The sequence below is a fragment of the Bacteroides mucinivorans genome (assembly GCF_034654355.2).
Lineage (GTDB): Bacteria > Bacteroidota > Bacteroidia > Bacteroidales > Bacteroidaceae > Bacteroides > Bacteroides nordii.
In genome coordinates this window covers 5,963,906-5,988,314 of record NZ_CP178179.1, presented here as the reverse complement: position 1 = coordinate 5,988,314, position 24,409 = coordinate 5,963,906, and the positions used below count along the sequence as shown (strand labels likewise).

13 protein-coding genes are annotated in these 24,409 nt (G+C 40.9%); 6 read left to right on the top strand and 7 right to left on the bottom strand.

The window, feature by feature from the left end; all coding sequences use genetic code 11:
• The first annotated feature begins 1 nt into the window (after window position 1).
• The 6 genes from VCM39_RS22350 to VCM39_RS22325 all read left to right on the top strand — a co-directional run bounded on the left by VCM39_RS22350 (window position 2) and on the right by VCM39_RS22325 (window position 11,765).
• Window positions 2-2,212 carry a hypothetical protein gene (locus VCM39_RS22350; RefSeq protein ID WP_221648350.1) on the top strand — a complete coding sequence of 737 codons (2,211 nt, stop codon included), beginning with the start codon at window positions 2-4 and terminating at the stop codon, window positions 2,210-2,212.
• Window positions 2,196-8,102, top strand: coding sequence for a leucine-rich repeat domain-containing protein (locus VCM39_RS22345; RefSeq protein WP_221648351.1), 5,907 nt, complete (start codon window positions 2,196-2,198; stop codon window positions 8,100-8,102). The genes VCM39_RS22350 and VCM39_RS22345 overlap by 17 nt, the downstream gene beginning before the upstream one ends.
• 10 nt (window positions 8,103-8,112) lie before the next feature.
• Window positions 8,113-10,380: a hypothetical protein gene (locus VCM39_RS22340; RefSeq protein WP_322932291.1), complete on the top strand. Its 2,268-nt coding sequence runs from the start codon at window positions 8,113-8,115 to the stop codon at window positions 10,378-10,380.
• A gap of 48 nt (window positions 10,381-10,428) precedes the next feature.
• Window positions 10,429-10,800, top strand: coding sequence for a hypothetical protein (locus VCM39_RS22335; RefSeq protein WP_221648352.1), 372 nt, complete (start codon window positions 10,429-10,431; stop codon window positions 10,798-10,800).
• A 63-nt stretch (window positions 10,801-10,863) separates the two neighbouring features.
• A complete protein-coding gene (locus VCM39_RS22330; protein WP_221648353.1) occupies window positions 10,864-11,358 on the top strand; it encodes an N-acetylmuramoyl-L-alanine amidase in 495 nt (164 codons plus the stop codon).
• Window positions 11,355-11,765 carry a hypothetical protein gene (locus VCM39_RS22325; RefSeq protein WP_322932290.1) on the top strand — a complete coding sequence of 137 codons (411 nt, stop codon included), beginning with the start codon at window positions 11,355-11,357 and terminating at the stop codon, window positions 11,763-11,765. The genes VCM39_RS22330 and VCM39_RS22325 overlap by 4 nt, the downstream gene beginning before the upstream one ends.
• On the opposite strand, the gene VCM39_RS22320 is transcribed toward VCM39_RS22325, so the two are convergent.
• From VCM39_RS22320 to VCM39_RS22290, 7 genes are all read right to left on the bottom strand, one after another.
• On the bottom strand, window positions 11,719-12,048 hold the full coding sequence (locus VCM39_RS22320; RefSeq protein WP_122201236.1) for a nucleotidyltransferase domain-containing protein: 330 nt from the start codon (window positions 12,046-12,048) through the stop codon (window positions 11,719-11,721). The two genes, VCM39_RS22325 and VCM39_RS22320, sit on opposite strands and share 47 nt — an antisense overlap.
• 173 nt (window positions 12,049-12,221) lie before the next feature.
• The gene (locus VCM39_RS22315; protein ID WP_322932289.1) at window positions 12,222-13,955 is read right to left on the bottom strand and encodes a hypothetical protein; all 1,734 of its coding nucleotides are present in this window, start codon (window positions 13,953-13,955) and stop codon (window positions 12,222-12,224) included.
• Between the two features lie 31 nt (window positions 13,956-13,986).
• Complete coding sequence (locus tag VCM39_RS22310) at window positions 13,987-16,272, bottom strand: GH92 family glycosyl hydrolase (protein WP_322932288.1); 2,286 nt, start codon at window positions 16,270-16,272, stop codon at window positions 13,987-13,989.
• 6 nt (window positions 16,273-16,278) lie between these two features.
• Window positions 16,279-17,388, bottom strand: coding sequence for a glycoside hydrolase family 105 protein (locus VCM39_RS22305; RefSeq protein WP_322932287.1), 1,110 nt, complete (start codon window positions 17,386-17,388; stop codon window positions 16,279-16,281).
• A gap of 169 nt (window positions 17,389-17,557) precedes the next feature.
• Window positions 17,558-18,904 (bottom strand): DUF5126 domain-containing protein, encoded by a 1,347-nt coding sequence (locus VCM39_RS22300; protein ID WP_322932286.1) that lies wholly within the window; start codon window positions 18,902-18,904, stop codon window positions 17,558-17,560.
• 38 nt (window positions 18,905-18,942) lie between these two features.
• Window positions 18,943-20,880, bottom strand: coding sequence for a RagB/SusD family nutrient uptake outer membrane protein (locus VCM39_RS22295; RefSeq protein WP_195660206.1), 1,938 nt, complete (start codon window positions 20,878-20,880; stop codon window positions 18,943-18,945).
• Between the two features lie 13 nt (window positions 20,881-20,893).
• Window positions 20,894-24,295, bottom strand: coding sequence for a TonB-dependent receptor (locus VCM39_RS22290; protein WP_322932285.1), 3,402 nt, complete (start codon window positions 24,293-24,295; stop codon window positions 20,894-20,896).
• Between the last annotated feature and the right edge of the window lie 114 nt (window positions 24,296-24,409).

Genomic DNA, 24,409 nt, shown 5'->3' with positions numbered 1-24,409 from the left:
TATGGAAAAATATCTTAGATATAAAGGTGAATTCTTCAGTATAGCTGGTGTTTTATGGCGAGCTGAGATATGGCAGGATGCCGAGGAAAAATATGCAACTATCGGGCGTTTGGATTTTCCGGCAGATGATCCATTGGTAATAGAGTGGGGAGAAACAGACAAATTAGAGCCGGTTCAAAGTAGTAAGGCTACTTTAACTGTTGTAAGCCGGGTAGATAGACAGTATAAAGACCTGTATACTGTTGATACGGGTAGTATCCGCATGGATGTATATCGTGACGATACACTTTATTGGAGTGGAACACTGGATACGGAACTTTATGAAGAACCTTTTTCCTATGAAAAGGAGTATGAGGTTACATTAACATTTAGTGATTTTGCTGTATTAGACCGATTGAAGTTTCAAGAGGACGGATTTCTGACTCTTTTAGAGCTTTTTCAGAAAGCATTACATAATTCTTTTATAAATATCCGGGGTATACAACAATATATTTCTACTTCTCGAGCAGGAGATACTTCATCAGAAACTCTTCTTTCTCATACTTGTATTAACTGTGGTAATTTTTATGATGAAGATGGAGAGCCAATGACATGGAGAACCGTATTGGATGAAACATTGAGGCCATTTGCAATGAGGATGATACAGCGATCCGGAGATGTGTTTATATATGATTTGAATGCTATACAAGATACCTTTGAACCGGAATTAATACATTGGGAAGGAAAGGATGCTGTGCTTGGAGTAGATGCTGTATATAAAAGTGCGAAGGTATCTTTTAGTCCGTATGATAAGACAGAACTTATGAAGCAAGAAGTCATAACAGAGGGTTTATCTCCTTTTGCTACTGATCTGCTTGTGCGTACGGATTATTCTGTGGGTAGTGATGACCTTATGAATGCTTCGGAAGGTTTCTATATGGATCTTTTTCAATCTGTACCGGCACCAAAGGGGCTTTTTATACATAAATATGCGATGCTTTTCAAAATAGATCCGGTTTTCTCCAATTATGAAGGTGAAGGAGTGGCCTGGATTGTAAAAATTAGAGCTAATCAATATGGTCTGTATAATACGATAGTGAATAATTCGCTATTCACTAATTATGAAACGTTGATAAAAATAGATAAAAAAATAGATGTTCCTAATGTTCTTTCATCAGTATCTTACGGTAAGAAAAGGCAACGTTTGTTGCGACTTAAGATGGGAGTATTACTTGATGTCCGTTATAATCCATTTGAAACATCCGGAGATTATAATGAGCAAGGGGATTATGAAAAGATGCGAACTAAAATCAGATGTGTACATATTCCTTTTAGAATGCGTATAAGAAATGCAGAGGGAATTGTAATGAAACATTATGCAAATGTTTCTTATGATAAGGAAATTGGCGTTTCTTATGGTGGTAACCAACGTTGGGTAGATGGAGATTATCCGGAAACTAATAAACCTAATAGACCGTATGCTGTACTCTCTTATTATACTCCTCCGCGTGAAGATAAATTGACTAAGGCTGAATATCCGGGAGGATGGATGGAAAACCATCAATGTGTACAATATCCACATTTTTCTTTATGTCATTTATACGATATAATGGGGGCAGGTGAATATATCTCTATACCGAAAAATGTACAAGGCACGATAGAAGTAGAAATAGGTACAGGAATATTTAATCAAGGTTCATCGGGCTACTCTAATAGTGATATAGCACAGCATCCGGTATTTGATGGCTTTGCAGAAAAAGTTCGTTGGTTGCTTTATAAAACACCTACTTTGGATATAGTTGATGGTTATGGCAAAGAAATTGAAACTAAGGATATAGAATATTCCTCATGGGTAAATACTTCTGCAAAAGAGGACTTGGATATAGACACCTTTTTAGGAAATAGTGGAGATTTGAAGGTGTGTGGATTGGGGATACTGTTACGGAAAGAAGATTATAATCCTGTAGTAAAATTTAGCCGTGCAGGAGTTACAGATTATATAGAAAAGTTACTCATGGGAACTGTATACAGCCAATACAGTCATCGAATGAATATGTTGACCGGTACGGTTCGATTACTTAATGATTTTGGATTGTATACAGATCTTAGTGAGCCGGGTAATTATATGATAGTTAGTGATGTGCAGCATGTAATAACTGAAGAAAGTGAAGTGAAATTAGTACAGGTAGAACCAGATTATTTTGAGGGGATAGATTATGAAAAAACAATATAATGTTCTAACAGTAACCAGAGAAGCAAAAGCACGGAGTAAAAGGTTACAAAAAGTCGGAATTAGTGGTGGAAGTGTTAACGTTAATATGAACACTTCTTCGGTATCAGGAGATGGACATACTCATGAAAATTTGTTAACATTGGATAAGATATCTATTGATGATGATAATTATTTGCATTTGAAGACTTCTGTTCTTGATGATGATAGTGGGGAGGTAGTGAATATTGATGAGAAAGTAAAAGCTGGCTATTCTGATGCTGCTGCTTATTCTGATGAAGCCGCTCATGCTAATAAAGCAGCCTATGCGGATATAGCATATGATTTGGATATAGATAGTCCGGTTAATGAACGATTTTTACGTAAAGATCAGGCAGATGGTACTGATTATTTATTGGAACTTAACGGAGGAATTATTGTACGTTCATCAAAGACAGCATCGCAATTTCATTCTGTACTATCTGATGGATTAATAGAAGAGAGTAACATGGGTATGTCAGCCAATATCATCGAAGAGAGTGATGATGATTCACAGCCCCTTTCTGTTGCATTGATAGAAGTTCCGGCAAGTGACGGAGCCACCACGCTTGGCGGGTTACGCAATGTAGACGATACTGCCGATACATTTTCGGATACGGATGATATTCTGGTTCGTAAAGCCGGTACGAAAGAGTGGGCTGTAGAGAGATTGATACGTAGCGGCTGGATTCCCGTTAATACAACTTCCGAAAGAGATGCACTTGATACCTCTTATCTGCTCAAAGGATGCGTATGCTATGTATTTAATGAGGATGCACTATATAAGTGGACAGGAACTGCCTGGGAAAAGAAAGAGTTAGGCGGAGGAGGCTCTACCGGGATACAACGTAATGTACGTATTACGAATAACCTTGATAGCAAGAATATCTCGGCAAGTAAAGGGGAACCTTGCTTTTTGAAGTTCACCTTTGTTTCTCAGGAACGCTATGACTCCGGTGAAGCTTATGAAGATACGGGAGAACGTGGAGTGTGCCTGATATCAGTGAAGAGCAGTAATAGTGATGAATATGCAGTGGTCAAACAGCTATCTGTTAATTCTGCAGTTCCAACTACTATTGATGTAGCTGAGTTTTTGACTTCCGGAGTTAATAATGTGATGATTAAAGTGACGGGAACAGTGACGGAGGTTACTACACCGGCATTTGTGTACACCGTTCAGCTCACTTCATTATCTGTTGATGCCGGTAACTTTAAATGGTGGACAGCTTATACCGGTAACGTGACACTTCCTCTTTATATTGGTGGCAATGTATCTAAAACTCTGTATGTAAATATATCCGGTACAGATTATAATGAGTCTTATGAGGTGGCTTTAGGTACAAGTGTATATGTGGAAACTGCTTACAATTATGCCATTCCTCATCCCGGAAAGACCGGAGTGTTCCGAATATCTGCTTATGTGTCAAATTCTGATGGGAGTATAAAGACGAAGACGCTGTCTTTCAATGTAATTTGTGCTGTTCCGGGCGAACAAGTCAAGCTGGTGGCAGTGAATAATGCATTGGTCAAAGCTATCAACTGGTCCGAGAATACTCTGTTTGAGTATGCCATGTACGATGGTGATAATGTGGCTACTTCTGCACAGTTTGTAGTGAAGCAGGATAGTATGTCTGTATTTGCCTCAACCGAGGATAATATTGCCTGTTCGACTAAACATACTTTCTCTTTTCCGATGGAAATTGAAACAATGGATAACACAGATTTTGAAATTGTGACTCATATTCTGGATGGGGAAACGGAGCTGGTAAGTCCGATCTCTTTCTCTGTGAACAACTCTTTGGGATATTCTGCTGTGGCAGGTTCGGTGTTTTACATGAATCCGAAGACACGTTCCAACAGGCAGGAAAACTATAAGTCGATCATCAATGAGGTAGATGGTTCCGGTATAACCGGAGTCTGGAAAAATCTGAACTGGGGTAATGATGGTTGGATGACGGATATGGATGGAAATAAAACCCTCCGACTACTTGCAGAATCTATGCTGACAATGGACTACAAACCTTTTGAGGTAGAATGCGCACGCAAGGGTAAAACCATTGAAGTGGATTACAGGATTGATAATGTGACGGATTATACGGAGCCTGTTATTACGATTTCATCTGCTTCGGGAGATTCCTTTGTGGGGCTTAATATATATGCCGATGAGATTATTATGCATTCTCAGTCACTCAAAAATGAGGATATACAGAGCTTGCATACATTTGAAGGAAAACGTACACGTCTGGCACTGACTATTCTTCCGGATGCATACGGGAACTCCGGATTCAATCTGTGTATTCTCTATGTAAACGGGGTGAAGAATCGTGAGTTTACCTATGAAAGTAATGATTACTTTGCGCATAGTGGCGGTATTGTTATTGGATCTGAATATGCGGATGTGGATATTTATGGAATACGTGTTTACGACTCCGGATTAACCTCACAGGGGGTGATGACCAACTATATCAACTGGCTATCCGATATAAATGAGAAAACGGCCGCCAAAGCAAATAATGATATTTTTGACTCAAATGGTTCGGAGATCGACTTTGAAAATACGAAAGATCAGTTTAATGTGATAGTATATGACAACACGATTCCTTCTATGGCCGATCAGACCTCGCGGGTAGGTACACTGGAGGTATTTTTCTACGATCATCCCGACTGGAATGTGTCAATCAGCAATGTGACAGCCAAAGGACAGGGAACTTCTTCTATGAAGTACTGGATATGGAATACCCGTTATCAGCTCGATAAAGTGAATTCTGTGGTAACACATGCCGATGGGACTACTTCTGCAAAGAAGTGGCAGATGACGCCTTTTCTTCCTGCAGGACAGAAGTTCACGGCAAAGAAGAATTTTGCTTCCTCTATGCATTCACATAAGATAGGTTCGGTCAACTCTTATGATGACCTGTATCGGGAAGTGGGCTTGCTGAATGAGGCGATGAAGACAGAGAAATATGCAAATGCACGTGTGGCTGTTTATCAGATTCCATTTGTATGTTTTGAAAAACAGGTAAATGATGAGGGTGAAACGATTTATATATTCAGAGGGTTGTATACTTTCGGACCGGATAAAGGGGATAAATATACGTTTGGATTTGATACGGATCTGTTCCCGGATCTTTTGAGCATTGAAGGATCGGATAACTCTCCATTGTGTACTTTGTTTCGCGTCCCGTGGAATAACAACGTGTTTTACAACGAAGACAAAGAGGCATGGCAGTATAATGGTGCAAATTCATGGAACTTCGGTGAGGGGGAACTGGATAAAATCTCTAAATTCATTCCTGCTTATAATATGGTTTATCAGTGTTCTCCACGTCTGAAACCCTTTAATGGCACATTGGATGAACTGAATGCCCAGGTGATAACGTATCGCAATGAGCCTTATGAATTTTGGATAGCCAAAGAGGGGGATGTAAACCTATATAATGTGTACTATTTTGAGTCCTCACAAAATAAATTTATTCCTTCTGATATAGGTAATGGCACGATAAATCTTGTCTCTCAGCTTGTGGATAAAGGGTATGGATTGGGGACTGCCGATCTGGAAAACAAAACGGGCGATGAACTGAATATGCTTTTTGTCAATGCCCGCATTGCTAAGTTCAGGAAAGAAGCTCCGCAGTATTGGGATGTGGAGGATACGTTGTTTTTTATGAATAATGTAGAATTTAATGCAGGTACGGATGAGCGTGCAAAGAATACGTATCCTTACTGTTTTGGAACGGAAACATCGAAGTGGAGATGGCGTGTAGATGATGCTGATACCCGCTTTGATACTACCAACCGGGGATTGCCGGACAAAGAATATAGTGTAGAAACACATGATGTGGACAAAACGGGAGCTTCCATCTGGAACGGTGAGACAAACAACTTCTTTAATCTGATGGAACTGGCTTTTCCGGATGAGAAGATAACAAGTATGCGCAAAATGATGACAGCCATGCAAACACTTGGTGGCTTGAAGAGCGGTAATGACCTGGAGAAGATTTACGCATTTTATCAGAAGTATTTCTTTGACAATGCACAGGAGTATTTCCCGGAGAACGCTTATAATGCGGATGCAAAGTATTGTTATGAGAATGGTAAGCTTGCTTATAATGCGGGAAAATACTCCAATGATACCGATCCTATCACACAGAGTCTTGGCGATCATTATCTGGCAGAACAGAGGTGGATAACCAAGCGCATCTTGTATATGATGTCTAAATATAGTTTTGGGACTTTCAGTGCCGGAGGGACAGATACAATCACTGTTCGTGCTGCCGGAAATACCATAAAGTATGAATTGACTCCGGCTATGGATATGTATCCGGCAATAGCCAATGGTACGTCAATTATCCGGGGGACACGTACGAAGTCCGGTGATGTTTGTGAAATGGAGATAGAACTGTCCGGGTCCGGTGATCAACAGAATGCTATTCAGGGGGCCTCTTATCTGCAGGATATAGGTGACTGGCATAATAAGAATGTACAGGGATCGATGATAATTCAGGGACAGATGTTACGTGATATCCGATTGGGTAGTAAGACAGAACCTATTGTCATCTCTATTTCGTCGTTGACTATTTCTAATTGCGTATCCTTACAACGGCTGCTATTGTCGAATATATCTACATTGGCCGGTACGTTGAATCTGGCAGCTTGTACACATTTGCAGGAGGTACATGCGGATGGAACATCGCTTGTACAAGTTATTCTTCCTGCTGGTGGTGGTTTGCGTACGGTGGAGTTTAGTGCATACAATCAATATCTGACGCTGGCAAACTATCCTTTGATGACCAATGAAGGTGTGGGAATTGACTTGTGTAAAGGGATTATCACTGACTTCTTTGTGGTCGATTGTCCACGCATTGATCCGATGAGGCTGCTTGTAGATATAATGAATACACAAGATGATCAGGGAGGAGCACATGCTTTGAAGCGCATACGTGCCGTTGGATTTGATGAGAACTATGAGAGTTCGGAGATGTTGGATAAACTGGCACAACTGGCGGATGGCTCCTATTCTGGTTTGAGTAGTGAAGGACTTTCCGGTGAGGACGACTATCCGGTGTTGGACGGTACGTTGAATATCAATGCAAATTGCTATGAAGATTCTATTGAGGCTTTGAAAAATACGTTTAAGAAGTTGGTATTGAATATAACGGGTGAATACTATACTAGGTTTAAGGATAGTTTTGTACAAAACCTTATTGCCACTCACTATGGAGACGGTATAGGTACGAAAATAGAACAGATAAAGATTGTTTCTTCATTTGATGGGATCTTTAGGGACCGAACGGAAATAAAATCTTTTGATGAATTTGAGTTATTTATAGGATATACAACTGGTGCATGGGATGTGTTTAGTGGTTGCCTGTCATTACGGTCTGTAAAACTTCCTTTGCAATTAAAAATAGTATCTGGATGTATGTTTTATGGATGCGAAGCATTAAATAGCATTAATCTGGAAAATATTGAAGAAGTTCAGAGATCAGCATTTTATAAATCAGGATTAGAAACAGTTATTTTAGATAATGTCGTAACATTGGGGGCAAGTATCTTTTCCACTTGTCAGCGTTTATCTTTTGTCAGGATAGGGAACAGATGCGAGACTCTAAGTAATTGCTTCTGGCAGTGCACCTCTCTGACAAATGTAGACCTCGGAAATTCGATTAAATTAATAAACTATGAATTTCAGCATTCCCCTTTGAATGAAGTAATAATCAGAGCTGTTGTTCCTCCTATGGTTGTAAAATCGTTTCAGATGATAGAACCAACATGTAAGTTTTATGTTCCCGATACTTCTGTGGATGTTTATAAAACAGCTTCCAACTGGAGTCAATATGCAAATAAAATTTATCCATTATCAGAAAAAATATAAAAGATTAATTATGGCTATATTATCATCAACCGGAGTATCCGGTTTCCTCTCGTCGGCAAAAGCTACGGGAAAACAAATATTGAATAAGGCGGGAAAGCTAATCCCGGAGTATATAGAAGATTTTGTGTCCGGCTTTGCCGGGCATGGTTGGAAAATCTGGGAACGTGTGTCCGGCATATGGCGAATAGAAACGGATGAACTGGTAGTTCGAAGGACAATGATTGTGTTTGAAATGCTGATTAGTAAAATACGTTGTATAAAAGGTGCATTAAATATCTCACAGGGTAATGGTAAGATTAAAACAGCGGAATTGAAGGAAGATGGTAATTGGTATATCACAATTGAGGATGAAATGTCATTTGTTGCCCATGATATTATCCGTTGTCAGCATTTTAGTAATATGGCGAAATTCTATTGGGTAGAAATAACTGATATTATTAATGATAACACTACTCTTATTATTCCTGCTACAGAATTTATGGGGTCGCTTGAGTATAAAGATGGAATTGAGTATGTTGCTGGTAGTGGGGAAATGAATATCCCGGAGCCGGGCGATGAAATTATTCAGTTTGGTAATCGAATAAACAAAGACAGGCAATCTGCTATTTATTTACATGCAGACGAAGGAGGGCAACCTGCTATTGATATCCTCTTTAATATAAACTCGAAAAGCTTTGAGGGCTGCCTTAATATGAGAATGGGAGGAAGCATACCGGGTGAAGGCGACATGAAAGGATTCTATTGTGAGAATGGTATGATAAAAGGAACTGTAGATAACCACGTTGTTTATCAGATCAAACCGGACGGTTCAGCCATGTTCGGTGATGGCTCTGCACAATTTAACGCTGACAAATCCGGGTGCATTGCCGGAGGTACAATTTCTTGGAAATGGGATGAGTCGAAGGGGAAGTATGTATGTACAATGCAGGATGTAGTTTTGACCTGGGATAACCTTTCGGAGGAAGCGAAAGAGAATCTGAAAGGGGATAAGGGTGAAGATGCTGTTTTTTACTTAATCGAGTTCAATGAGGATGGAAATACGGTTCAATCTATTTCGGCAATAGCAGATGGAGTACCTAAAGGAAAGTCATTAAAAGCTTCCCTTTATAAAATAACTTCTGGGAAGAAAGAATTATGTGGTGTAAGAAGATTTACAATTTCAGCAGGTAGTCAAATTTGGGAAGTAATTCCTCCGATGGGGGGAGGTCCGCTTCATACAATTTCTATTGATTACGGAGATTCATCTATACAGTCTTATACAGTAGCAGCGTATGATGATGTAAATACAGTTATTGCTCTGGCAACCATACATAAAGTTTTAGATGGTCAGCAGGGAGAACAAGGTAATCCTGGCGCTGATGCCAATTTACTTCCATGGATAGAAAAATGGAATGGCTATGCTACCGAATTGGGCGGTGATTATATTGTTACTCCAAAAATGTTTTCCGGCAAAGTTGAGACTGATGAGAGTGGAACTCGTTTATTGACAGGTATTGCACAAGGTAAAGATTGTATCACAGCTTCAGATGGAACTACACGTACAGGTATTTTTGCTCTTGTAGATAATGAGCCTGTTTTTGAGTTGGATCCGATTAATAAAAAGTATAAGTTTAAAGGAAAAGTTGACGCTGACGAAGGTACATTCAAAAATGTAACTATAGAAGACGGATCTCAAATCGGTAAGATGTCTGTGTATAATGGTTTCTTAAGATATTCTGATGATAACTATTATGTTGCACTCGGGACGGGAGTTCTACCTGGAACTTCCGGATCGAGGGGGGCATTGTGGTTGGAAGATAAAAGTACGGGCAATATGGCAAAGACACTTGTAATTCTCAACGCAGTTCCTTCATCTATACAAGGGGGCTTAGGTGATCCGCGTGATAAAAATATAGCTGTTAGTATTCCCAACGGAACAGTAAGAGTTTCTCCCGGAAATCTGATGGATGTTCCCGGCATTATTCTTGTCGGACGAATCGGGTATAATGGAGAGGTCGAATACCAATATGGGCGCAAAGGACGTGGCAGACTTAGTGCCGCTTATGCTTTCGGTGTGAATATTTCCGGAAATGATTATGAGATAATACACGATTTGGGGCATGCTAACTATACAGTACAGATAACTCCATATCGGCCGAATAGTTCCGAGAATAATGTGACACCGATTGTCAGCGATTTAAATGGGAATAATTTTGGTGTATTCTTTAATGACGCCGACACTGCCAATAAACATGTGAGGTCCGCGTTTTTCTTTACTGTAATAGGAGAGAATACATAATAGTGAACAGTTCTTTTTAATAGATAGAGGAATAATAAACAGGTAAGGATGAACTTGAATGATTGGCTAACCATAATTGGTGCATTAGGAGGTTTGGAGGCCATAAAGTGGATTGTTAATTTCTTTGTTAACCATAGGACGAATGCCCGAAAAGAGAATGCTTCAGCAGATGGGGTGGAAATGCAGAATCTTCTTATCGTTATCAATACGTTGAAAGATGAAATAGCACGCGTTATGTCTGAAAAAATAAAAAGAGATGAGAAAGTGGACTATTTGTATATAGAGCTTAGAAAATCAGAAGAGAAGGCTCTTAAGGTGACTAGTGAAAAGCATGAATTAGAGATGTGTCTTAAAGAGGCTGAAATGAAGAAGTGTAATGTTCGTGGATGTACCGACCGTGTACCACCTTCTGATTATTGAGTCCTATAAAATACTTATTGATAATTCTGTTATGCTTTTCTATAATAAATAAAAGAAAAATGTATGAATAAAATTGATTCAATTATTATTCACTGTTCGGCCACACGTACCGGACTGGATTTACGTGCAAAAGATATTGACTATATGCACAGACAAAGAGGGTTCATCCGGATCGGTTATAACTTTGTAATTGATCTTGATGGTACTGTAGAGAACGGACGCCCACTCTCTTTTGATGGAGCTCATTGCAATACAAAAGGATTTTCCGGGGTGTCATACAATAAACACAGTATTGGTATCTGCTACATTGGTGGGCTCGATGTGAATGGACGTCCGGCAGATACCCGGACAGAAGCGCAGAAGAACTCTCTTCGTGATCTGGTTGCAAAGTTATGTAAAGAATATGATATCATTGAGTTGCTTGGACATCGCGATACTTCTCCTGATCTTGATGACAGTGGTGAAGTTGAACCGGGAGAATATATCAAAAGCTGCCCGTGCTTCGATGTGCGAAGTGAGTTTAATAACTTTTTGCGTAACACAATTGTGAAACCATGAAACGGTTTATTTACATACTGACCATGCTCCTATCCATCGGGGCATGGTTGGTATCTTGTAATAGTATTAAATATGTTCCGATAGAAACGGTTAAGATAAATACAGAATATCGCGATCGCTGGTTACGTGATTCTATCCACGTACATGATAGTATTTTTATGTTTATGAAAGGGGATACTGTTTTTCGTGACCGTTGGCATGTTGAATATAGAAATAAACTTGTATATGATACGACTTATATCAATCGGACGGATAGTATTTGTGTACCTTATCCCATTGAGAAGCAGTTATCTCGTTGGGAGTCTATTAAAATGGAGCTTGGAGAATGGGCCTTTGGTATTGTAATCGGACTTGCTTTGATTATGGCTGGTTGGCTGATATATCGGTTGAGGCGGCGGTATAAATAACTTTTCCCCAACGGTTGATATGATCAATCAAATTCTGATTATTTAAATCATTAAATATTGAAATATCAAACAGATATGGCAGTGAGGATTCGGAGAATGCACAATTGATGGAAAGTAAGGTCTCTGGTGAGATCTTCCCTTTTAAAGTGATGTCTATGTCAGAGAAAGGCTTGAAATTCCCTTTAGCTCTTGAACCATAGAGTATTACTTCCTCTACTTCCGGGTATTTGCCGAATATAAGAAAGATGGTTTGTAGGGTTTGTTCTTCTAATCCGTATTTCATAGATACTTTATTTATTAATCAGGAGTATTATAAAGATACGTATTTAACTCTGTGTTAATTAGTATTCTTTATATACCAAAAGTACGTACTTTTATAGGCATAAAGTACGTACTTTTGTAAGCTTAACAATGGTAGTTAAGAAACTCTGTTAATAATGTTAATTTGAATCTCTGTTATTCTACCATTGCGCGGTACTTGTTAACGGTTGCTCCCATACCATCTACAAATCCGATTTTAGTACGATCACCACCCACATTGAATTTAACGTATTGATCATAATAGAGTGTGGAGCAATCCCCGTTATTTTCTTTCAGTTGGCGATACTCATTCCATGAGTGATCGTATTTTTCGAGTGCGAGTTTAATTGCTGTTTTATCATATACACCTGTTTGGTCACCCTGATATCCTTTAAGCATGACAATCCAGCCTTGTTCCATAATTCTGTGAAGCCAGAGTCCATATAGAGAAGAGGTTTTGATATACTGTTCGATGGCTTTGTCGTTGCATTGTATCTTTTCGGATAATTCTACTATATCCTCCCAGAGTGCTACGGAAAGTTTCATTTCGTACAATGACTCGTCGACCATGTTTTTCTTTAAGATTTCATCGAAGATTCTCTTTAGCTGGTTGATTCCTCCTAAATAATGATCACGTGTCCAGGTTACATTGACGGAGTGCAGGAGTGAACCTCTTCCCCGGATAATAGCATCGGGGGTCAGCATACACAGACGGCGGAAGAATGGGAGAGTCTCTTGGGATATGCCAATTTTCAGTGCATATTCATTGAAAATATCTTCTTCTGTGCGGTTAGGATTCAGGGCCCATTGGCTCATCACGTAGGTATTGAGGTCACACCAAAGTTCATTGGAGATGTAAGGACCGTACCAGCCTCCACCTCTCGACCAGGTCCATACGCCATAGAACAATGGATTATCTTTCACATCGTTCAGGCAGCGGGGAGAAGCATCCTGCTTTGTCTCTTCAAAGCCATTGATTACGGCATTTGCCACATAGTTCGGATAAGCTCCTTTTCCTTCATACTCACGCTGGCATTGTACCTCCACTACTTGTTTGTGTTTACCCAATGTGATCGTTTTGTTGAAATGGAAAGTCCGGAAGTAGTCTCCATTGGTGTGTTTGATAGCTATATAGAGATTGGGATGTGGTTCTACTTGCTCGGTAACGGCTAAGTAATAATCCGGGCGGACATGGAAGAAACCAAAATCCCACGTACGGTATATAATCTTCTTATTTCTTTTTACACATACCTCTTCTCTGAGCAGATTCATTAGCCGGGCATGTATCTCAATACTTTTATCATATCTGTTTTTATAGTCTACCGGGCCGTTTCCTATGTGATACGGAATGTTGTGGGTATAAGTCTCTCCGGTACGGATCACCAATCCGTCCATCTCCGGGAAACGCTCGAATAATTCTTTCAGCATGATCCGGTGAATCTCCCAGGTTTTGGGCTTCTCGAAAGATATTTTTCCATCCTCGTCACAAATCTCGTCTTTATAGAGCTCAACTAACTTTTGGGGTAATACAATGATATCAGTGAAATAGAACGCTTGTAAACCGTTCTCGTGACACGCTTTGATCTGTGTTCTGATTTCTTTTGTCAGTGTTTCGATCCATGCTTTTTCTTCTGATCCTTTCGGGAAAATACGCTTGTCGAATTTTGAGAAACTGACGGCACATTGCGGGAATTTAAACTCATTGATAACCATGCCATTCATACCAAAAGAGGCTAACTTCTCCGGTTTGCGGAAAACACTCTGTGTCATGGCATCCCCGGGGTTGTGATGTACCATGTCCATTACCAGATATCCCTCTTTTTGAATTTGTTGTGCCAGGATAGGCAGAAACATACAGAGCCCTATCCCTCCTAATATCCACTTCTTCATAATTTTGATTTGTATTTATATTAATTGTGTCTTATTCTGTTGTAACGTAAGGCATTGCATCGGCACCGGATGCCCATTGCTTGTTGGGAGTATTTCCCATGACGAAAGATAGAGTACCCCCTTTCAGTATGTCTTCATGCAGGATATAGCATTTGTTGTAAGGCTGTCCGTTCAAGGTTGCCGACTGGATATAGATGTTTTCCTCTGTATATCCTTTGGCCTCTACCTTGAATTTTTTTCCATTCTCCAGCGTGATGATACTCTCTTCAAAGCCCGGACTGCCAATGACGTAATAAGGCATACCGGGACATACCGGATAAAATCCAACCATACTGAATACCAGCCATGCGGACATTTGTCCGGCATCGTCGTTCCCGCTCAGGCCATCGGGCGTAGGATAATATTCTCTATTCAATATGTTGTGTACCCATTTCTGAGTTTTCCAGGCTTCACCAGCTAAAGCAAAAAGGTAGGGAATATGATGTCCCGGCTCATTGCCGTGCCAGTAGTAATCTTTTTCAAAGAAAGTGTCGAGACGTGTCCGGAAACGCTCTTTGCCGATATGTTTCATCAGTCCGTTTACATCATGGGGAACATACCATGTGTAATGGTAAGGTGTTCCTTCGCATATATAATCTACAAATTTATCGAACTCAAAAGGTTCGATCCATTCTCCGTTTGCATAACGTCCGCGTGCATAGCCGGTTTCCGGATCGATCACGTTTTTATAGTTCATGGCCCTTTTTACCAATGTTCTGTAGTCATCCGTTTTTCCTAATTTCCTGGCTACTTGTGCCAGAACGAAGTCATCATAGGCATATTCCAGTGTTCTGGATACTTGTTCTCTCTTATGGAATGCATCCCATACATTGTCTTCCAATGGGATATAGTTGTATTGAAGATAGGATTCCAGACCCCGGCGTCCTTTACCTTCTACATAACTTTTCCGGTCTGTATTGACTTCAAATGCATTTTTGCGCATAAGCCGGTAGGCTTCCTCATAGTCGAATCCCGGAACCTCTTTCAGGATGGCATCCCCCATCATGGCTATTCCGTGATCGCCGATCATGGCTGCCGTATAATTATTCCATAGCGGAAAGATAGGTAGCCACCCACCTTGTTGCCCTTTTACAATGAAAGATTTAGAAAAATCTCCTGTGAGAGACGGGCTAAGAATGGAGTAGAGGGGTAATACGGCTCTGTAGATATCCCACATGGAGAAATCGCAATAATAGGTGAAATCTTTGGCTTGATGGATGGTGTAATTTTCGGAGAAACCGGGATAATAACCTTCCACATCGCTGAAAGTGCGGGGCAGCATACGGGCATTGTAAAGAGCGGTATAAAATTGAGTCTTTTTCTTCTCATCGCTACTCTTTACAGCTATCTGGCTCAGTGCTTTCTCCCAGCTGGCTGCCGATTGTTTCTTTACTTTCTCGAAGTTCCATCCGGGAATCTCTGCTTCCAGATTTTTACGGGCATTTTCAATACTGGTGAAAGAGGTACCTACTTTTACCTGTATGCTGTTCCCTTTTTCGGGAGCGAGTTTAATCCAGGCCCCTACCTTGTTTTTGTTCCCTTTTATTTCTGTTTCTCCCGTTGTAATTTCACTGTCTTTCCATGTTCCGAAGGAGTCGAAGTCTTCTTCAAACCGGATGACGAAATACCCGCTGAATCCGGCACTCTTTCCACTTCCCTGATAGATTCTGTAGGCAGGATTATAGCCTGTTACTTCCCTGCTCTTTGCATCAATTTTTAAATACCCCTGTTGCTTGTCACTATTGGGTTCTATAATGATATAACGATCTTTATCCGATTGAAAACTAAAACGCATGATTCCTGCATGGGACAAACCTGTAAGTTCGGCATGAATCAGGTAATCTTTCAGCATTATCTGATAATAGTAAGGCTTTGCCGTTTCTTCATCATGGCTAAATTGGGAAGCGCGCTCTCTGGCATTTGTTTTTAATTCACCGGTGACAGGCATTATTGTTACACTGCCATAATCCTGTGTACATGAGCCACTGATCCAATGGCTGGCACGGAATCCTTGTATTTCGTCGTGGTAATAATAATAAGGGGGATTGCATTTATGCTCTCCTTCCAGTGTTTGTGGTACCCAGTTGGTCATTCCGTTGGGTACACCGACTGCCGGCATGGTTTGTCCTTTCTCCTCTGAGGGTGCTTTGTCACCTCGTGCATGTCTTTGTATGTCTGTACCAATGACGGGGTTAACGTAGTCTGCATATTTCTCATTCCGCGTCATAGAACAGCCGGATAGCAGTAGTGTACATAATAAACTTAAATATAATTTCATACCTATTTATTTGTTTTCCATTAATGCGAAAGCGCACCACAGTACGGGTGCCTGTCCATGATAATCTCCTGTTTTTTTGGGTCGGTCATAATAGTATTGCCGGTTATTTCTCTTATTGGTGCCCGAACATACCTCTGTTACATCTCCGTCTTCATTGATATAAGATACCAGTGATAGCCATGCTTTACGGACTGCAGGAGCATATTCCCGGGCTTTCAGCCAGCCTTGCTTTACGCCTGTGATCATGGCGTAGGTAAACATCGCCGTTCCGGAAGTCTCGTTCCAGCAATCGGGAGCGTCTATCAACTGATTCCACATACCATTTTCTGTCTGATATTGTTTTAAACTTTTCATCATATCGAGATACCCCTGTAGGATACGCGGACGATCCGGGTTGTCTTTGGGTAATACTTTCAACAGTTCAGCCATACCTGCTGCCATCCATCCATTGCCTCTTCCCCAAAGGAAAGGAACATCCGGGGCATGATAAAACAGCCCGTTAGGACGTTGTAGTTCGTCCAGGTAGACGGCCATTGAACGTGCAGTCCGGTCGATGTATTTCCGGTTACCGGTTGCTTTGTAGGCTTGCGATTGCAAGATGGTTATCATATACATATCGTCTATCCACAAGCGGGTTTGCCAGCTAAGTCCTTTGTCGGTCCACCTTTTTTCTTCGGCTGAGGCTTCTACAGGTAGTTCCCATTGTGTGTCGGCATAAGAAATTCCCAAATCCAGATATTGCATCTTTTTTGTTATCAGATAGAATTCCAGAGGAAGACATCCGAACATGTTCAAATCGACATGATTTTTGATAGGTAGGAAATCTCTTTCTGCTGTACACAAAAAGTCAAAACGTTCTTGTAGCTGCCTGGATAACTCTTTATTCTTGCTTTCGCTGGCAAAGCGTACTGCTCCGTACCAGGTACATACTTCAGCATAATGTATCCATTTACCACCATGTAGCATATGTTTACTCGATAGGAAGCGGTTGGCAACCTTGATTCCTACCTCTTCCGGAGTGTAACCTTCGGGAAACTTCTTCAGAATCCTATTTTGCGCCACAGAGGTTGACGCAAATATAGTAAAGATAATGATATACAGGACTTTTGTCGACATTTACTTTGATGCATTTATGAGAAATGAATTAATTCGATAGAACGCAAATTAACACAAATTCGTGCAAATTAGAAAGACGGTTCTTTTTTATTTTCCGTTTATTTACTTTGCGGGAATCCTGGTTAATCTGCGTTTCAGTCAATCATCTCTTTGGTATACTTTTCTATAATTATTCTTTATACGCTCCCCAGAATTTAAGTTCACTTAGCTGAATCTGAGCACTGGGTTCCCTACATTCACGAACCACAAAACGAATGTAACGGAAAGGTTCATTAGCGTATTTCGGGTCCATTTCTACTTCAAATCCGGCTTTTATAAATTCGGTATCTTCATTGGTCAGTAAATTGGGGTCCGTGGCTCCTGAGGGTAAAGTCAGTTTGAAATCTGCCAGTTTTTCCCAATCGTTCTTCCACTCATCCGTGCCGTTTACTTCCGGCCATTCCGTCCAGTACTTCAGGTTATCTTCTTTACTTCCGTCTCCTATCTGGCTGAGAGGTTTGGGATTGTTGGTACCCCATACTTCGAAACTCGTAAATGTTTGTGCTGAGAAGATAGGACTACGGCTTCTCATCCAATACCTGAGCCGGCTATAAGAGGCTTTTCTGCCCATATCAATGGTGAAGTACAAGGGCATTACTGTATATTCGGCATTAGGCCAGTCGATAAAGTCGGATAGCTTGTTGCCCTTGGTATGCCACCAGGTAGAATTATTCCAGGTGTTACCATCATGAATCAGGCGGAACTGACGATTGGCAGCGGCTTCTTGCCCTACGATGTCACCTCTGTAGATGCAAGATTTATCGTCCCATCCCCATCTTTGCCAGATATCACCACTGTTGTTACGTCCAACGATCTCTTCTTCAAACAAAGGAGTCAGTACGGTATCCAGCGGAGCTGAATAATTTCCCCATTTGTCCTTGATCTCGAAATAGAACTCCTGTTCCGCGTTTTCCAATCCTCTGAACGTGTATTTGCCCTCTTTGGCTTTACTGTAATAGGCATCATAAAATACCATGTCACCTTTAGCATCTTTTCTATAAAGAGTGATAGATATCTCGTCTTCCTGTGTATTTTCCCATAGCATATAGACTCCACCGAATGTAGGGTTCACTTTTAGTGATTTACGAATCATTTCTACCGGAGGAAGGAGAGGTTTGATCTGTACTTCTACAGGGTCAGAGTGATTCATACTTTTATCAATGGCAAATAGTTGTACGGTACGTTCGTTTACATCAGGAAAGCCTTCCAGTGAAATTGTATTATTGAATGCAGATGAGTATGCTTCCTTCAGGTCTTCTCCTTTTTTGTAGTAGTACACTGCTTTTACAGCCAGAAGATCGGGATCATCGGGTAGTTTATAAGTGATTATTGCACCACCGTTTATATTCTCTACTACTACGTCTGTTACACTCTTAGGAGGAATATTGTCTTTTTCATCCTGCCAGTCTTTTATTTCCGAACAGCTCCACATCAGGGAAGCTGTTAACAATATGTATGCTATATAATTTCTTTTCATTTTGTTTTATTATTAAACTGTTATTAATCTGTTTACAATTACCAGTTTAAGTTTTGTACCAGGTTTTTGTTTCTTAACAAAACGCTTTGTTTGATTGGCCACAAGTAATCTTTCTTTGTATATTTCAATTGATAGACAGTTTTCACCTGATAGAAATCCTGTGTTGTTTCGCCCAGAATATTCAGGCCACGTATCGGTTTGTTGAGGTATGTTTCTGCCAGTTTCCATCGTTTCAGGTCCCAGAAGCGAACGCCTTCGAAAGCCAGCTCGTTCATACGTTCTCTGCGTATAATTTCTCTCATTCCTTCCTTGTTTTTCGGTTTGTCCGGAGTTAATGAATGTTCCTGCCAACTTTTTACCACACCTTCCAGTCCGGTTCTGGCTCTCACTTTGTCGATGTATTCATATACATCCTGATCCGGGGCTGCTTTCCATTCGTTCAGTGCTTCGGCATACATTAAGTAAAGATCGGCCAGACGTATAATAGGAAAAGCATATCTGTGTTGGGTAAACTGGTCGCTGTTATCAGGTACGGACGATAAATAATGGATCATTTTCTTGCACAGGTAGCCAGTGCTGGAATGTCTGTCCGAAGGATTGGTACCTCCACCGATATTGCCGAATTTCAATTGGGTTACCCAAAGATTATCATCGGAAGTGGTCCTGCTGTTACCATAAAATGTACCCCCGTCGAAAATGATAGAACCATAAAAACGGGCTTCTCTTTTGAAATGAAGATTGATTGTCTCGAATCCTTCCTGAATATACAGCTTGTCACTGGCAGATGCTGTCTTTATTCCCATTGGATCTACTCCTACCCAGTCTTTGTCTTCTTCGATCGGTACTCCGTTTTCGGTATAAAACTGTTCAACCATTCTTAAAGGAGGAGCATAGCATTTCCGCAGGCCACCTGTACCTTGTCCGCTCATGAAGATGGGATGGCAGGCGCGTTGCAGGTTATCTGTGTTTGAATTAGAATCGCCCCAGATGATTTCTTTGTTCCATCTTTCTGTAGCGGCTCCCCTCACTTGCATAGCCAGAATTGTCTTTTCATTCAGTTTGCTTGCATAGTTTGTCTGCTTGAAGTCAAATAAATCATGACCGGCTTCATGCGCTACATCAATAGCGGTTTTGAGTGCATCTGCGGCTGTTTTCCACTTGTCTGCACTGTAATTTTGCGGGAAAAGATGAATACCTCTGTTGTCGGTAATGTCCGCATAGTCGGGATTACCATTGAAGAGCGGGCTGGCAGCTAACGTAAGGAGTTGTGCTTTTACAGCCAGTGCCATCGGTTGGGTAGGTCTTCCCAGGTCATTCATCAGATCTTCTATCTGTAACGGAAGATCACTGGCAGCTTCGTCCAGTAAGGATGCGATATAACTCACTACCTCGTCTACCGGCTCCCGGTATCTTTGTACTTCTTCGGATGTGGAACTGATAGGCAGGTTTTCTTTAATTAATGGGATAGGTCCGTACATGCGGAAGAGCCAGAAATGATAGAATGCTTTTAAGAATTTTACTTCTGCAACCCATCTGGTCCGTTCTTCTTCTGTCAGATCATAAGGTTTGTGAATGTTTTCAAGAAAGATATTGCAATCGCTCAATGCTGTGAATATTGCTTTACCTCCTTTCAGATCATCGCCATTCTGTTTGCTGCCCCAATAGTTTGCCAAAGGAGCATTGGTACCCTGGTCGCCACGGGCAATGTACCAAAGGCGAGGGCTCATACCGGTTACAGGATCAATATACCATACTTCGTCTCCACCAAGAAGTGCCGGATTGGAACCGGCATCGGCAAATGAAGGGAGGAAGGAAAAGCAGCCATAGAGGAACCCTTCTGCTTCGTGCCGGTTTTTGAATGCATGATCTACTGTGGGGATATTGTCTGGAACTACATTTAAATATTCCTGACAGGATGCCAGTGAAATGCAGAGTATCAGGATAAAGGTTTTAAAAATCGTCAGATATGTTTTCATAATGTATATGTTTTTAGAATGAAAGATTAAGTCCTAAGTTAATAACGCGCTGGATAGGATAGCCTAATCCGTTACCACCCATTTCTACATCCCAAAGTTTGAACTTACTGAATAATAACAGATTGGTACCGCTTGCATAAAAACGACAGGTAGTCAGCCTCATCTTGTTCGTAAAACTCTTGGGAAGTGTATAACCTATTTCCGCACTTTTGAAGCGAAGAAAACTACCGTCCTGCATAAATTGAGTACTGCGTTGGTTGTTGTTGGCAATAAGCGTGTTTGATAACCTTGGCCAGTATGCTTTCGGATTCTGAGAGGTCAATGACCAATGGTCGTCTGCAATGAATTTGGCCAATCCGGTTTCAATCACTCTTCCGTTGGCAGTGGATTGGTTGAATGGAGACATTTTATCAGCGTCTATCCAGAATGAGGAGCGGGCGGAGCCTTGAAAGAATACGGAGAGGTCGAAGTTCTTATATCCGAAGGAAAGTCCGAATCCGTAGTTGATTTCCGGTGTGGTAGGATATCCGATGGGTACCATATCTATTTCATTGATAACACCGTCATTGTTGATGTCTTTGTATTTGATGTCGCCTGCCAGATATTCACCGAAATCCTGCCGGGGAGAGTTCTGTACATCTGCATCATCAATGAAAAGTCTTTCGGCCACATATCCCCATTTCTGCGAAATAGGCATGCCCATTTTTGATTTCCAGGGAATGGCACTATAGTCAGGTTCTTCATAGAAACGATAGGTAGATTTGGCATATGTAAAGTTAGCTCGTCCTACCATCCACAAATCCTTATGGAAAGAGTGGTTGTAATCTATCGATATATCGATACCTTTGCCGTTCGCTTCTCCCACATTAACATCCGGAGTAGCCCATAGTCCCATTGAAGTGGAAATATCTTCTCTGGACTGGAGAATGTTGGTACGCCGTTCTTTGAAAAAGTCTGCCATGATATCTACCTTTCCGTCAAACAGTCCGAGTTCAACGCCAAGATTCGTTTTATAAGCTATTTCCCATCCGATCTCGGAGTTAGGATAATTACTGATTTTTACGCCTTTACGGGTTCTTCCGTTAAATTCATATCCGGTGCTGAAGCTATCTCCACCACCTATGGTTACTTGTGAAAGATAGAAGAAACGCTGACTCTCTTTTCCGATTTCGTCATTACCTACCAGACCGTATGTGGCACGTAGTTTGAGTTTGGATACAACTTTTTTCAGATTGTCTGTCCAGAAGTCTTCATTGGAGATAGACCATCCAAGTCCGAATGAAGGAAAAAATCCCCAGCGGTGGCCCTTGTCAAACTTCTCCGAACCATTATATCCAAAGTTGAACTCTGCCATGTAACGGGAGTCGTATGCATAGGTAAAACGTCCTGATAATCCCAGATTTCTTTTCTGTAAAGATTCGGAAAGAGTAGAAGCATTACCCGTCAGTGAGTTACGTGCAATGGCTACTAGCATACCACTTACTGCATTCTTTTTAAAATCGCGATTGTAAGCAAGAGAAGCTTCTCCATAGAATGAACTGATAACCGTTTTATTCCCCGGATTATAGCTGATAAATTCTTCACCAGTGTCCGGATTTAGTTCTGTCAGGGTATAACTATCTGTGAGTCTGTCATAGGTTGATTCATAGTAGAACGGACTGTATGCTCGTGTCACATCAAAACCGGAAGTACGGATTGTATTACCCAACAAGCGGCCTGTCAACCCTTTTACCCATTTTCCAAAATCCTGTTTCAATTCCATCTGGGCCATCATTACTGTTTTGCTTTCCTGCTTGTAACCCTTTACCATTTCGGCATAGGGATTCATATATTGCACCCCCTCATTACCACCAAACAGGATGTGGGTAGTACCGGCATAGGTTTTATCCGGTTCGTAATAAGCAGGAAAACGTACAGGGCTTACATTCAGAATATTCCTGTACATTTCGCTACCTCCTCTGATAGGTCCCGAATAATCATCGAAAGTACCATGTACACGAACGATTGCTTCTGTCGTTTTGGTCAGATTGATGTTTATATTAGAACGGATCAGATACTTTTTCAGATTGATATTATTATTAAAGTTGTTGCGCTTGTCTACTTTCAGAATACCATTGTCCTGAGAGAAAGAACCTGCAATATAATACCGGGCTACTTTGCCACCTCCCGAAATATTCAGATTGGCTCTTTGATTGATGGCTACATCTTTGGTCAGCATCTTCATCCAGTCTACTGCCGGATAAGCATACTCATTTGTTCTGCGGATGGTATTATCGATTTTGCTGTTTGAGTAAGGTACCGGAGCCAGGGGATTCCGGGCGGTTACTGCTTCGTTGGCAAGCCGCATATAAGTGATGGGGTCTGCCATCTCTATTTTCTTGGTGGGTGAAGAAAAGGAATTTTCCACACGGAAGGAGACTTTTATCTTCCCTTCTTTTCCTTCTTTGGTTGTAACGAGGATTACGCCGTTTGCACCGCGAGCACCGTACAAAGCAGTTGCCGTGGCATCTTTCAGAATAGAGAAACTTTGAATATCGTCCGGATGTAGCCGTGACAGGTCATTGGAAGATACTTCCACATTGTCAATCAGGATAAGCGGGTCTACCTTCCCTGCACCAAAAGAGGTTACACCACGGATAAAGAATTCCGCATTGTCCTGTCCCGGTTCACCACTCGTCTGATAAGAAATGACTCCGGCTATACGTCCTGAAAGGGCTGTTGTCAGATTACTGGAGGGAACTCGCAGGTCTTTGACATGTACTGTCTGGATGGAGGAGATTACACTCTCCTTTTTTTGCTTTCCAAAAGCAACGATTGTTACTTCTTCCAGCATATCTTCCTTTTCTTTCAGTGTTACATTGATAATCTTTTTATCTCCGACAGCAATTGTCTGGCTCGCCATTCCAAGATAAGAAAAAGTAAGTTTCTCGTTCTTATTTACGTCGATAGTGTAAGTACCGTCAATATCTGTAATAGCTCCCCTGGGAGTACCTTCTACTACAACGGTAGCACCGGGGAGCTTTTCGCCGTTTATATCTGTTACCACTCCTTTCACGGTTACCTTTTGTTGAGTGACGGCCGGAATACCCGGAGAAGCCATTTTCTCCTTTTTGGTAATAAAGATTTGCTTGTCGTCTATCAGATAAGAATTATTGGTTTTTGCCAATACTTTGTCAAGAACTTTGTCTACTGTCTGGTTCTTGACTTTTAAGGATACTTTTCTATTGGAATCTACGTCTTCTTCTAAGTAAAAAATTACAAATTCACTGTTTCTTTCTATTTCTCTGAATACTTCTTTTAAAGTCGTGTTTTCAACATCTATAGAAATATGTGTTGCCTGGGCATAGCTACTGTTTGCAAATGAGTCGATGATTATGCATGTAGTGGCTAAGAAAGTTATAAGACCGATTTTCATAAATTTATTTAATTGGCATCTGTTTTTGCCAATTATACATATGTTTTTCATACATTTACAATGATTTTTGTTTGAATAAAATTGGACTGGTTGCAGTCAGTCCAGTTATTAGAA